Origin of the sequence: Paenibacillus sp. UNC217MF (assembly GCF_000686865.1) — a bacterium.
Taxonomy (GTDB): Bacteria; Bacillota; Bacilli; order Paenibacillales; family Paenibacillaceae; genus Paenibacillus_B; species Paenibacillus_B suaedae.
Window position 1 is genome coordinate 62,648 of the sequence record NZ_JMLT01000018.1, and the last position, 14,122, is coordinate 76,769.

The window sequence follows — 14,122 nt, forward strand, 5'->3', positions numbered from 1 at the left end:
CACTCGAAGCACAGCTAATGGAATGAATCACCTTATCAGTAAAGTTACCACTTTTTTAGTATACGAAAAACATTTATTTACATTTTTTCATATGTTCATATATATAGACAAACATATTCCAATTTCATATAATCAGTACACAGTCTGAATTTAAAGGAGAAGATTATGAAGAAACCTGTCTTATCGATTCTATTGTCGCTACTTTTACTGTTATGTTTCATTCCAAGCGCATACGCCTCCACTGGCGTGGAGAAATGGGAACAAAAAAATGATTTTCCAGTGTCGAGAAGCTATCCCCATGTAGCGTTAGCCAATAACACCATTTATGTAATCGGGGGTTCTCCCTCCGGATACTCCAGTTTTGCCAACAATGTATATGCCTATGATCCAACTAATGACTCATGGATCGAAAAAGCCCCCATGCCTACAGCAAGAGTCGGAGCGGCAATAGCTGTCGTGAACGATATCATTTACGTAATGGGCGGAAAGGATGGAAGCGGATACTCTAATGTAGTTGAAGCATATGACCCAAAAACGGACAAATGGTCCAGCAAAACAAGATTGCCCGAAACAAGAAGTTACACTTCAGGAATTGCAATTAATAATAAAGTTTATGTTATAGGGGGATATAAACCTGGTGGTTCAAACTCCAACACCGTGTATGAATACAATCCGGAAACCAACAGTTGGGCTGCGAAGGCGAAAATGCCTTCTTCTAGATCCGGTATTGGCCTCACTACATTAAACGGAAAAATTTATGCAATCGGTGGGGAAAATTCAGCTAATTCAAACTCCCAAAGTATAGTTGAAATCTACGATCCTCAAACAGATACCTGGGAAAATGGAGTCCCTTATCCGGAAACCGCCATATATATTGGGACGACAGAGCTTAACGGAAAGATTTATGGGGTTGGAGGCGGCAAACCTGATGGTAGAACAAAAATAAACTCTGTCTATGAATTTGACCCGGTAAAAAATGAATGGACAAAAAAATTAGACATGCCGACTACAAGAAGAGCAGGTGTAGTATCCTTTAATAATGCGATTTTTGCAATAGCCGGCGAAACCACTACTTCCATTAATAAAGTTGAAGTTTATTATCCTGGAACTAGTGAAGAACCAACAGAACCAACAGAACCAACAGAACCTACTGAACCTACTGAACCTACTGAACCTACTGAGCCGACTAATCCAGAACAACCTAAAGGTAATCGTGCCATCCTTACAGTTACAATGACGACTGGACTAGAAAAAGAATTCGATCTTTCTATGGGAGAAGTCAACTCCTTTATCTCCTGGTATGAGAACAAAAACGCCGGCGTAGGCACAACATCTTATGCCATCAATAAACATAACAATAATAAAGGCCCTTTTACCAGCCGTAAGGATTATGTAATCTACGATAAGATTTTATCGTTTGAAGTAAATGAATATACTGTGAAGTAAAAAATAAGGAGCTGCTTAACCGCAGCTCCTTATTAATATGCTCTTAGTTAAGAAATCCCTCGTTGACCGCCTCGCCTTAATATGTACTACGAGTAAAGCTGTTTTTAGCTTCAAACGGAAGTCCGATTCCAATAAGAAGTGTCATCTCGTTTGCAAACAATGTCTGACTTGTTTTTTATTTTGTGTTCACCTGACAGAGTTGTGAACACTCTACAGCAGTTTTTAATTCATATTTGTAATGCCAATCTATCTATGTCCCAATTTCCTTACGATTTATCTGCTGCTCGGTTACCTGCCGTTGCTGCAATAAGAACACAGCAAGTCCAATCAAAATGAGTGCAATGCCAATGCCTTGCTGTACCGTAATAACCTCATCCAAAATGAAATAAGCAAGGATGCACGTTCCTACCGTCTCCCCAAGAATACTCATGGAAATGACTGACGTACTGAGCCATTTCAACAGCCAATTGAATAACGTCTGACCTAAAATCGTGGCGATGAAGGCGAGTCCGATAAAAGACCACCATGTGTGAGCAGAATAATCGAAGAAGGATGTTTGCTGACTGAAGGAAAAGAGACTTAACAAGAGCGCACTGCTTGCATAGCCGATAATGGAATAAGGAACGAGCGACAACTGTTTGCGAACATGCTGGCCAACAAAGAAGTAAGCCGTAATGACTCCTGCCGCAATAAAGGCAAGAATATCGCCGAACAGCGCCTGCCCGCTAATCTGGAAGTCCTGCCACCCGATGACGAAGCTTCCTGCAATCGCTACGATACAACCGAGTATGGCCCCCATACGGAAGCGTTCTTTAAACAAAAAGTAGCCTCCCGCCATGGAAAAGAGCGGCTGCAAGGTCACGATCACCGTTGAGCTTGCGACTGACGTGTAATTCAATGACTCAAACCAGAGCACATAGTGCGTGGCTAGAAATAAGCCTGACAGCAGTCCATACCCCCATTGCTTCTTCGACAATGAACGTATTTCTCGCATGCTCTCTTTGTCCGCGAGAAGAAACGGCAGCAGCATAACCGCTGCAAAAAGCATCCGATAAAACGCCGTAATGCCAGCCGGCGCATCTGCTAACTTCACGAAGATAGCTGAAGTCGATAATGCCAACACCCCGAGAAATAAAGTCGCATAAGACATAAGCGGTGATTTCAATACTGCTCCCCCTAAACAATGTGTTAATCAACTATACAGCGTTCGTTACCATGTACACATGTAAGTATAATTAGAAAGGCACACAAAAAATAGTAGGGAATGCAAGCCTATTGAAGGCCGCTCATTCGGTAAAATGTTACGTTCCAAAGATTTTTATATTTTATAGATAAATATTTATATATAATACTTTACTCATGAAGTGATATCATTTACAATGACTACACCAACATTAACCAAAAAGGTGGTCATTACATGCTGCTGCGTCACAAAGCTTTCAGGCAATTATTTGCCGGAAGAGTCCTGAGCGTTTTTGCGGACTCCATACTCTTTTTCTCGCTACTCAAATGGATTGAAATCAAGTCGAGCGGAACAGAATCCTTTACGTTTTTCTATGTTGCATACTATCTCCCTATTGTGCTGCTAGCCCTGCCTGCCGGAGCCTGGATATCCGGAAAAACGCTGCAGCATGTGATGGTATGGTCAAATGTCGTCCGCATGAGCGGTATGATCCTGTTCTTTTTACTCTCAAATATGATCCCGATGCCGTGGGTATATGCGCTCCTAATTGCAGAAAGCATTGTCGGTTTATTTTTCATGCCAGCCAGTCAGTCTCTCCTCCCTCAAATCGTTAGCGAAAAAGAACGTCCATCAGCGAATAGCTGGCTTCAGATGGGCTATACGGTCGTCAAAATAACAGGTCAGATCTTTACCGCCTTTATGCTCAAAAACGGATCCTCGCCTGCTTCGTTGCTGCTGTTTTCAGCCTTTCTTCTCCTATGTTCGCTGATGTGCATTATGCGTATGAAGCCAAAGGTGAAACAGGAAATGCCGGAACGCCGTGGCCAATGGACTTTAATGAAAGAAGGTGTCCTTTATATTGCTCGTCACCGCCAGCTCGGCACGTTGTTTGTTTTTTTGACGATTGCCATGTTCATTGCTTCCTCAGTGGATTTGATTCTGCTCTCCTTTTTAAGGGATGTGCTTGGTTCAGGCGTTGAAAATCTAAGTTTTATCGGAACAGCTTCCCTTTCCGGCATGATCGTGGGTGCGGCTCTCGTTCCAAAATGGTATAAAAAGATAGAGAGAAAATGGCTGATCGTCCCTCCATTTTTCACCCTTTGTATCAGCATCGGCAGCTTATATGCAATCCAAAATTGGCTGGTGATATTGCCCCTCTTTTTCGTGCAGGGAATTGCACTGGGATGCTTTAACATTACATTTGTGACCTACGTTCAGGATATTGTGGAGAAGGATAACTACACTCGCGTTTTCAGCATGTACCATATGATTTCAACCAGTGCGGCTCTGCCAGGTATATTGCTGACCGGAGTGTTGCTTTCGATATGGGGAGTAACAACGACGGTTCTCCTGATCAGCGGAATGTTGCTTATACTCGGAATTGCCGGAATTTTGGCTATACCATCTCTTGGTAAAGGAAACTCCGCAGAGCAAACGAATATTGAAACAGAGGCGGTTTAAGAATATGAAAATGACAGAAAGGAAGTAGAAACGATGTCGTTGAAGTTTGGAATTTTGGGCTTTCTTAGTAAATGGGAAGCGACTGGTTATGATCTCAAAAAGGAATTTGATGATTTTATGAGCATCTTTTGGCATTCACATTTATCACAAATCTATCCGGAACTTGGACGTTTAGAACAGGAGGATTACATTACAAGCCGCATGCAGCCGCAGACGGGCAAACCCGACAAAAAGATCTACGCCATCACGGAAAAAGGCAAGCAGGAGCTGATCTCCTGGCTGCTTTCGCCTCCGGAAACGCCGAAGCTTAAGGACTCCTTTCTGATGCAGGTCTTCTTTATGGACAACATTCCCGCAGAGGAGGTTATTTTCCAGCTAAAGGCCTATCAAAAGGAGCGGGAACAGCGGTTAGCCAAGATGAAACGCATTCTTCATGAGCGCTGGGAAAGCATACGAGAGCGTAATGTCATGAATTCACGGATTTTAATGAGCTCAGCGGTCATAAGAAGAGGTTTGGAACAAGAAATCCATTATATAATCTGGTGTAAAGACACGATCGAACTAGTGGAGTCCTGTTCCGCACTTTGGTCGCAGGATATCGACAAATCAGATTTGCCTGATGAAGCCTATATTCGATTTTCGGACGTCGAACCTTTATTCCAGAAATATTATGGCAATTTAATGAATGATTAATATATAGATAATCATTTTCCGTTATCTGGTTAATCAACAGGCGTGACCTAAAAGAAAAATCCCGATGAATAAATCATTCATCGGGAAAACGAGTCGACATTTTGATGTTGCGATCAGTTTCTTTTATAAACTTCTAAAATATAATCATAAAATCTGCTGGAATTGTTCTCTACTCGAATAAAATATTCCTGATCCTTTATCAACTTTTCAGAAAATTTCAATTCGTTGCGCGAGTCCACTTCTCCGCTCGTGATTTTCTTTCTATTGGCATCATACAGGGTCACTTCGGCTCCCTCAACAGGAAGCTCAATGTTAGCAGCGCCAAAGTCAAATGTATAGAATGTAGTCTCAGGAGCCTTAAACTTAAAATAGTCGTAATCGTCATCGCGGGATGCTTTACCATTGATCATGGTATGTGTTTTTAGAGGAAACTCATTAGCACGCTTAAACGTATCGTTATTTTCAATCTCATTAAAAAAATCAATTGCTGCAAACGCTGGCGTGGATAGGCCAGCTACCATAGTAAGCCCCAAAATACCTGCTATGATCTGTTTTTTCATCAATTAATAACCTCCCAGAATAGTTTGAAGCGCAAAGAATCTGAGGTGTCGTTCTACCTATCATTTTACGATTCAAATATGCTGCCCACTAGGGTAGCGATATGACATGATTCACTGAATAAATTTACTTTTTTATGAAATGAGTAGACTCAAACAAAACAAAGAATATGTAAACCCGAAGCTCGTCATGAGACGAAATCGACCGGCAAATGCCGAGCTCCGGATCCATCAAGTTATATCAATGCAATAGCGAGTAATGTGAATAAGCTTAAGGTTATGATATCGTTATTAACGAAAGGAAAAAAGCCTGACGTTCTTACAGCTCCATAATTCGCTTCGGGACGCAAATAGACATTTTGATAATCTACCTTAACAACCGTCCCTCGGTATTCTTGGCGGTCCATTGTCAGGATACGAACTTTTTTGTTCATACAGTACAAGCAATTCTGATAGGCTTCCAATTTTGTTCCCCTCCTCCCTATTCACCATATGACACAAATCCAGTTGGGACACGGCGAATATACATCGTAGCGAGGGGATTTTGTCTGCCTAGCAGCCTCTCCTTACCATTTTCAATCTATGAACAAAGTCATTGCCCCTTCATTTTCTTCTTAAGCTCATCACAGCGATAACAAAAATGAAGACTGATGACGTATTGCGGCGCTATTCGTAAGTATGTCATCCAATCAAGTGAACATTCCCTAGTATTTCAACAGATCTAATGCTATAATTTAGGTGTTTTACATCAATTGATTAACTTTTAAATGGGAAGGAGTGAGTACCTGATGAAAAAGAGATCTTTGAGAAGCCTATCCTCCGGTATCGGGTATTCTACTGCTGTTTTCTTCTAGAATTCATAAGGACGGGATACGTCTGTCCATTTTGAAGGAAATGAACGAAAACCATTTAAAAGGAGATATTAGTAATGACACAAACCAATCCTATCGTTTCCAGATATAATCCTGAATCAATTGCCAAGCCGGTTGGACACTACAGCCATGTAACCAAAATTAGCAGAGATGCGGAGCTGTATGTTTTTTCTGGTCAAATTGGAATCGATCCAAACAATCACATTCCCACTGACTTCAACGAACAAGTAACGAACACGATGAGCAACATTGTTGCCCTCCTTGCTTCTCAGAAGCTGACGCCTGATCATGTCGTGAAAGTGAATATTTGGGCGACGGAAGAAATCGACTGGGATCATTTCGATGCGGAGTGGAATCACGTATTCGGCGCTCCCTCTCCTTCCATGACGATTGCCTATGTTGCTGGATTAGGTCTTCCTGAATTGAAAATTGAATTGGATGTATGGGCCGCAGGCTAATAGATGGCTCACATCATGTTGATATGAAAGTATGAAAGTCCCCCTCATTGAGGGGGGCTTTCTTTTGATAAGGCTGGATAGTTCTCGTAGAGATTTTGCCTTCTATATAATTACCCTCGCGCTCATGGGGATTACAGGGGATGCCAAATGGATCACGAGCCTTATCCGCCATTCTACTTGGTTTGATTTATTAGCAAACCGGATTCGTAGCCCTTTACAACAGCACCAATGCGCGTCTTAACTCCAAGCTTATCAATAATAGATGCAATGTGATATTCAACGGTTCGCTTGCTCATCGTTAGAATAACAGCGATCTCTTGATTGCTCTTTTCTTGAGCAATTAGTTTAAGCACTTCCCTCTCCATAGCGGACAATTGATCTTGCTTTAGACCGCTTAGAACTTTCTCCGGTATTAGGATATGGCCTAATACACTTTGCCTAATCGCATTAATGATTTCCTGGTAAGTGGCCTGTTTGGATAAATAAGCATGGACTCCAATATCATACGCTTTTTGGTAGAATTCCTCATAAGTGTAGCCGGACAACATAATAATTTTCATAGCTAGCCCGAATTTCTCCTTGCATAGCTTTGCCACTTCAAAGCCATCCATATGCGGCATTGAAATATCCATAACGAATACATCTGGCTTTACATGATCCAGCTCTTGAACACCCTCGCGTGGATCCGTGAAAGTTCCGATTACATGAATATCATTCTCTTCGTTTATTCGGTTTTTCAATCCTTCCATGACTAAAGGATGGTCATCCAGCAGTATCACTTTAATTTTATCCAACATGGCAATGATCCTCCATTACTGGCACACAAATATGAACATCTACGCCTGTCCCTATTGAAGAATGAATATTCATTACACCGCCCAAATAAGTGACCTGATGATGAATGGATACAAGACCAAAGTGACGTTGATCAGAGTTATGTCGGCCCAGTTCCGCGACGTCAAATCCTGCTCCATTATCCTGCACCCTACATTGAAGTACACGCCCAGTATTCCAAATCGCTAAGACTACCTTTGAAGCATTGGCATGTTTGACTGCGTTCGTAAGCAATTCCCGGATGATTCTAAAAATATTGGTTTTCACTAACGGTTGCAGAACCAGATCGGGCGAAAGCTTGTATTGAAATTCGATTTCAAGCTCCGCTCTCTCCTTCGTTGAACGAATCAGCCATTGTACAGCGTCCTTTAAATCGGTTTTATCAACAATATGCGGATGAAGGCGGTCACATAACAGGCGAATCTCACTCTGTGAGTCATAGATACAATGAAGCCAGAGCTTCACTTTCTGTTTATTGATCACTTTGGAATCATACAGCTCTTCTAAATCACGGGAAAGAAAAATAAGGTTTTGCAAGATTTGATCATGTAAAATGTAAGAGGTCTGTATTCGCTCAAATTCCTGTGCCTCCAATATTACATAATTCATCTTGTTGTTAGGATTGGCTGCCTCTTTGGTATCATTACCATCTTGAACTTTTGCCGATAGATAGTTTTTTTGCATGTTGGAGAGTAATTGGGCATTCCTTAACAGTCGAAACACTTCCATATGTATTTTTTCTAAAAACTGAAGTTCCTCTGCCGAGAAAAACGTATCATTGCTCTTATGCCCAAGGCATAAATAATCCTTCTCCCCTACACGTAGCACTTCACTAAAATGATATTTTTGCCTTACATCCAGCTCGCTACAATCCTCCATGATTAACTGTTCTTCCAGCTCTTCGAAAACACCTACGCAATAGGCATGTTGTTGAACGCCGTCTCTCCATATAACACAGATGCCTTCTACGTCGATTACTTCTTGGATCATCTCCACCAGCATCATCATTAAATCACGGTTATTCTTCTTCTCCGTAAGTTGAATCGAGAGTTTAAGTTTTTCTTTCTCTAGCCATAGCTTTCTACCGTTCACTTTGTCGTTAGCCCATTTCAAAGCCCACTGATAACTTCCTGTGTAGGCGAATAAGAAAAAAATATAAATCATAGGTGACCACTTAAATGAAATCGAGCATAAATAAACAAAGAACAGTCCGGCAACAAACAACGTATGGATAGATAGCCGGGAAATATAAAGTTGCATATCTACCATTCTCTGTTTAATCAAAATGTACATAATCGTGGAGGAGAAAGGGATAAGCCCAATCATCGCATATTCTGGTGCTAACATGTACCGTGATCCCACTACATTCGGGATCGCATATAAAAATAAAAAGGGGAGAAAGCTGAGAGAAATTCCAGTGACAAGGATCAACAAATAGTTCTTTCTTATTCGATCAAAACGACTCCAATGAAGTCTCCCCAAAACTAATATAATCCCAATAACAATCATAAATTGAATAAGTGTAATATCCCTGATCCAATCGGGAATTCTGCCAATCGTGATGGTGAATGAGGCATAGAGGGTAAAAACAACGAGCACAGCTTTAGCGCAGGTAAATAAACTTTGCACCACAGGTCTTACCTTTGTAAAAATCAATTGAAGGAACATGTCGAGCATCATGTAAGGAATCCAGATCGAGCATGCGGCCAAGATTACATTCGCTATAATCAATTCAGTCGCATAAATCGTCAAAATGATGAACGCCAACACAATATTCATTTTGAAAAAATCGCGTATCAGATGTGATTCAGGCTTCCTGAAGTAAGTAAAGCTTCCGATTCCGACGAGTATCAATTCAACTCCAATCGCAAAGATCTGTTTAAAAAAATCCCGCTGATCCACCTTGCCTTGTATTTCTGTGCCGTGATGGAGGATCGTATACGTCTTCACTTGTTTCATATCGATAATCTTGCTATGTGGCCAATCGGTTAATCTCTTTCCATCCAAGGCTATGAGCTCGTCGCCTGGTTCGATTCCTATTTCTTCTGCTTTCCCGCCAGGATCAATCCCTGTCACGAACCATTTTTCATTCTTATTCTCCAATTTAACGCCTATATATGGGTATTCAAAAGACTGCCAATGAATATAGAATGCAGCGAATAAAAAAAGAAACAAAGATAGATATACGAAATACTGATGTTTGCCCTTTACATTTTTCATTACATTCACCTTGGTTGACATTTAATATTAGTAATATTAGTCGTGTAGCATAGATTCTTTACTCATTTTACACTCCAACTAGTTTAAAAGTAATGATACCCCAAATCGTATTCACAAAAAGATGAAGCAAAATGGCACCATAAATATTTTTCCGGAGTTTGACTAATATCTCTTCGGGAATAAATATGGATAGAGGAATGAACGCCCAGTTCTGCGGTGCTTGCCACATATGATAAATTTGAAATAACACTGCAATAATTAACCAATCAAACTTAAGCGAGCCCACTTTTCTGAGCAAGTAACCACGAAAATAGATTTCTTCTCCTACAAAATTCCCGAACACCCCAATCACCAACAAGTACCACGGGAAATCATAATAACCTTGCTGCCAAATATGCCACTCTCCCATGTGGAAATACGGGAGGCTATTTAAATATTCATGCAAAGGCGGAAAAATGAACCTCATATAGGGAAGGGAGATCAACGTAAATAGAATCACAATTACTGGAAACACAATAATAAGCCCTTTTAGATCCAGTCTTGTAAAGCCTAAATATCGAAGGGATTCTTTAAAGGAAAGCTTATCAGCATATCGTAACATTGCAAATGGAAAAAATACATGCCAGACCGATGCCATAATAGCCAAGATGAAAAACTGCGTGTTGTGACTAGATAAACCCGTCAATTCCATAAACGGCTCACGAAAAAAATAGATAAGAATATAAGTCAGTACCCCTGGAATGAGAGCAAGCATTAAATAGAATGTAATTTGCTTCTTCCCTTTTGCTTCATATTTTCGCAGAAAATCAACATAGTCTGGATCCTGTAAATTAAAGAAGTTTTTCAGCCTCTCATAAAATACAGCCATCTGTATTCACTCCAATCTATTGAACTTCAATGCTTTTTAAAAATATCATGAAGCCATAGATTGGCGAATCTGTATGTAGCGCATGATTTGCATGCAACGACGCAAATATTTTTGCGTGCTCTCGCAAAAAAAGAGGCTCCTTTCTTATATTCTATTCAACTTCATGTCAGGGAGCGAAATGGAAATAAAAAAGATACTGCCCCGCTTTTGCGTCAGGCAGCATCCATCTTGTAGGCGAATTTTTAGGTGATTTGTAGATATGAAAGGTCGGCAATTATAGTATTACGGTCGCTTCACCATACCGCGCCTCGAATAGGCTGCCTCATTTCCGGTTAATCACGGAAGTCAGCTTCTTCCGCTACACGCAGATGAGGAATGCAAGTATTCATCGCACACCTCCTCCTTACACTACTTGCGTCTTCAGGGTACGATTCCACACGACCTGCGTTCCGTTCTTGATTACACCGAATGTATGATTAATGCCGAAATGATATGGCAAGTAAGCTAGGTTAGGCGCATCAAAAATGGTCAAGTCCGCCCGCTTGCCGACTTCGATAGAGCCGATGTCTGCTGCGCGTCCGATCGCAGCAGCTGCATTCAACGTGCATGCTGTCAGAATCTCTTCAGGCTGCATTTTCAGATTCAAGGATGCCAGCATGATGATGAGCTGGATCGATTCCGTCGGGCATGATCCCGGATTGTAGTCGGTCGAGAGAGCGACAGGCAGCCGGAACTTGTCGATCATATCGCGGGCGCGGGCATGCTGGGACAGACCAAGATTGAAGGTCGTTCCCGGAAGCAAGACCGGAATCACGTTACCTGCGGCCAGACTGGACAATCCTTGATCAGTCGTCATCACCAAATGCTCGGCTGAGATCGCTCCTACCTCTTGGGCCAACTCAGAACCGCCTAAGGCTACAATTTCATCCGCATGAATTTTCGGAATGAGCCCATGGTGTCTGCCCTCCATCAAGATAACGCGGGATTGCTCCACGTCAAATACGCCTTCTTCGCAGAAGATGTCGCAAAATTCCGCTAACCCTTCTGCTGCAACGGCCGGAAGCATTTTCTCAATAATCACGGCCACGAATTCCTCAGTCCGTCCTTTATACTCTTCGGGTACAGCGTGTGCACCCATAAAGGTAGAGACGATGTCCACCGGATGCGTATTATGAAGTCGACGCGAGACACGCAACTGCTTCAGCTCTGTCTCCAGATTCAGGCCATAGCCGCTCTTCGCCTCTATCGTCGTCACCCCTTGGAGCAGCATTTCATTTAGGCTTCGATAAGCCTTGTCGTATAGCTCTTGCTCGCTCCATTGCCGAGTCGATTTGACCGTGCTTAGAATTCCGCCGCCCTTCGCCAGGATGTCTAGATACGGCACGCCCGAACGCTTCATTGCTAGCTCGTGCTCACGGGATCCGCCATGAACGAGGTGCGTATGCGGATCGACTAACCCGGGAGTCACGATGCGGCCACCGACATCAATCGTCTCGCGAATAGCTGCTCCTGCCAAGGCAGCCATCACTTCATCCTTATGTCCTACCAATACGATCTTTCCTTTATTTATGGCGACAGCTGCATCCTTAATTTCCCGAATCTGTCCCATCTCATCCCCATATCTGGGTCCATTACCTTCGGGGGTGTATAAGCATCCGATACCTGTTAGAAGCAAATCAATCTGTTCCAATGTAAGAAACCTCCCTCGTTGCGTATTTAGGTAGGTAATATTCCGTTGGTACTTCGCCGTACTATCGGCAATTTCCCGTGCTGTCAGGACTGCGGGCATTGCAATGTTGATTCCGTGCTCTGCTCTCAGGACTGCTGACGCATTGGAATACAGATTCCATGCTGCTCCGCGGTCGCAACCGCTTCGTCATATCCTGCGTCTACGTGACGGATGACTCCCATCCCCGGATCGGTCGTCAAGACGCAGCGCAGCCGTTCCGCAGCTTCATCCGTGCCGTCGGCAACGACGACCATTCCGGCGTGCAAGGAATATCCCATGCCAACGCCGCCACCGTGATGGACAGATACCCAAGAGGCCCCTGCCGATGTATTAATAAGTGCATTCAAGATTGCCCAGTCTCCTACAGCGTCGGAGCCATCCTTCATTGCCTCCGTCTCGCGGTTCGGGGAAGCAACGGAGCCGCAGTCGAGATGATCACGGCCAATAACGATCGGAGCGCTTAGCTCGCCTGACTTCACCATCTCATTAATCGCTAAGCCGAACTTGGCGCGATCTCCATATCCGAGCCAGCAAATACGGGCCGGTAGACCTTGGAAGGACACCCTCTCTTGGGCCATCGTAATCCAGCGGCGCAAATGATCATTATCCGGGAACAGCTTCAATACGAGTTCATCTGTCTTGCGAATATCTTCTGGATCGCCCGATAAGGCAGCCCAGCGGAATGGCCCTTTGCCCTCGCAGAAGAGCGGACGAATATAAGCCGGAACAAAGCCTGGAAATGCGAACGCATCTTGTACACCTTGATCGAATGCCACTTGGCGAATGTTGTTGCCGTAATCGAACACAACAGATCCGAGCTTCTGCAAGTCCAACATCGCCTGCACGTGAACCGCCATACTGGCCTTCGCCAGCTCGATATAATGCTTCGGATCACGGACGCGAAGAGCAGCCGCATCCTCTAAGCTGTAACCAGCTGGGATGTAACCGTTGAGCGGATCATGAGCAGAAGTCTGATCGGTTACGAAGTCAGGCTTGATGCCGCGGCGCACAAATTCAGGGAACAGCTCTGCTGCATTGCCAAGCAATCCGATCGATAACGGCCTCTTCTCATTGATTGCTTGAAGTGCGAGTTCCAATGCTTCGTCTAAGGTCTCGGTCAATACATCACAGTAACGCGTTTCAATTCGGCGTTCAATCCGAGAACGATCTGCCTCGACTGCAATCACGACGCCATCATTCATCGTCACAGCAAGAGGCTGGGCACCACCCATGCCGCCAAGACCGGCCGTTAATGTAAGCGTGCCGCGAAGCGACCCTCCTGCATGCTGACGAGCAGCTTCAGCGAACGTTTCATATGTGCCTTGGAGAATGCCTTGCGTCCCAATATAAATCCAGCTTCCCGCAGTCATCTGGCCATACATCATCAGCCCTTTGCGTTCGAGCTCGCGGAAGTGATCCCAGTTCGCCCAATTCGGTACGAGCACAGAGTTCGACAAGAGTACGCGGGGTGCCCGCTCGTGTGTGCGGAATACGCCGACCGGCTTGCCGGATTGAATAAGCAGCGTCTCATCGCTCTCCAGCCGCTGCAGTTCACGGACAATGGCCTCGTAGGAAGGCCAGTTGCGTGCCGCCTTGCCAATCCCGCCATAGACCACCAAGTCTTCCGGTCGTTCCGCCACTTCTGGATCCAAATTGTTCATCAGCATGCGCATGGCTGCTTCCTGAACCCACCCCTTGCATGTTAACTCGTTACCGCGCGGTGCACGAATGCTTCTCTTTACCTGATTCATCTTGTTACGCCTCCTTTTCATATGAAACCTGATGTTCTCTTCTTGAAGTC

At 43.7% G+C, this 14,122-nt stretch carries 12 protein-coding genes; 4 read left to right on the forward strand and 8 right to left on the reverse strand.

The genetic code is table 11. The features are described from left to right. The first annotated feature begins 165 nt into the window (after positions 1–165). Entirely contained in the window at positions 166–1,446 is a 1,281-nt protein-coding gene (locus tag BP95_RS0111240) for a Kelch repeat-containing protein (protein WP_051614056.1), read from the forward strand. Positions 1,447–1,696: 250 nt separating this feature from the next. Here the strand turns inward: BP95_RS0111240 and BP95_RS0111245 are convergent, their stop codons facing one another. Then, positions 1,697–2,611: a DMT family transporter gene (locus BP95_RS0111245; protein WP_021254089.1), complete on the reverse strand. Its 915-nt coding sequence runs from the start codon at positions 2,609–2,611 to the stop codon at positions 1,697–1,699. Between the two features lie 252 nt (positions 2,612–2,863). Here BP95_RS0111245 and BP95_RS0111250 point away from each other — a divergent pair, with 252 nt between their 5' ends. Next, a complete protein-coding gene (locus BP95_RS0111250) occupies positions 2,864–4,090 on the forward strand; it encodes an MFS transporter (protein ID WP_028532190.1) in 1,227 nt (408 codons plus the stop codon). A 33-nt stretch (positions 4,091–4,123) separates the two neighbouring features. Then, the gene (locus tag BP95_RS0111255) at positions 4,124–4,783 is read left to right on the forward strand and encodes a PadR family transcriptional regulator (RefSeq protein WP_021254087.1); all 660 of its coding nucleotides are present in this window, start codon (positions 4,124–4,126) and stop codon (positions 4,781–4,783) included. A 113-nt stretch (positions 4,784–4,896) separates the two neighbouring features. Here the strand turns inward: BP95_RS0111255 and BP95_RS0111260 are convergent, their stop codons facing one another. Further along, positions 4,897–5,343: a hypothetical protein gene (locus tag BP95_RS0111260; protein WP_021254086.1), complete on the reverse strand. Its 447-nt coding sequence runs from the start codon at positions 5,341–5,343 to the stop codon at positions 4,897–4,899. Positions 5,344–5,576: 233 nt separating this feature from the next. Further along, a complete protein-coding gene (locus BP95_RS33845; protein ID WP_021254085.1) occupies positions 5,577–5,804 on the reverse strand; it encodes a hypothetical protein in 228 nt (75 codons plus the stop codon). Between the two features lie 464 nt (positions 5,805–6,268). Between BP95_RS33845 and BP95_RS0111270 the strand changes: the two genes are divergently transcribed. Then, entirely contained in the window at positions 6,269–6,670 is a 402-nt protein-coding gene (locus BP95_RS0111270; RefSeq protein WP_021254084.1) for a RidA family protein, read from the forward strand. Between the two features lie 173 nt (positions 6,671–6,843). On the opposite strand, the gene BP95_RS0111275 is transcribed toward BP95_RS0111270, so the two are convergent. The 5 genes from BP95_RS0111275 to hutU form a co-directional block, all read right to left on the reverse strand. After that, positions 6,844–7,467 (reverse strand): response regulator transcription factor, encoded by a 624-nt coding sequence (locus tag BP95_RS0111275; RefSeq protein ID WP_021254083.1) that lies wholly within the window; start codon positions 7,465–7,467, stop codon positions 6,844–6,846. After that, positions 7,457–9,724, reverse strand: a complete 2,268-nt coding sequence (locus BP95_RS0111280) for a sensor histidine kinase (protein ID WP_028532192.1) — start codon at positions 9,722–9,724, stop codon at positions 7,457–7,459. Before BP95_RS0111280 ends, BP95_RS0111275 begins: the two co-directional genes overlap by 11 nt. Before the next feature lie 67 nt (positions 9,725–9,791). After that, on the reverse strand, positions 9,792–10,592 hold the full coding sequence (locus BP95_RS0111285; protein ID WP_028532193.1) for a CPBP family intramembrane glutamic endopeptidase: 801 nt from the start codon (positions 10,590–10,592) through the stop codon (positions 9,792–9,794). Positions 10,593–10,995: 403 nt separating this feature from the next. After that, positions 10,996–12,282: an imidazolonepropionase gene (gene hutI / locus BP95_RS0111295; protein WP_028532194.1), complete on the reverse strand. Its 1,287-nt coding sequence runs from the start codon at positions 12,280–12,282 to the stop codon at positions 10,996–10,998. A gap of 125 nt (positions 12,283–12,407) precedes the next feature. Further along, positions 12,408–14,072, reverse strand: a complete 1,665-nt coding sequence (gene hutU, locus BP95_RS0111300; RefSeq protein WP_021254079.1) for a urocanate hydratase — start codon at positions 14,070–14,072, stop codon at positions 12,408–12,410. Between the last annotated feature and the right edge of the window lie 50 nt (positions 14,073–14,122).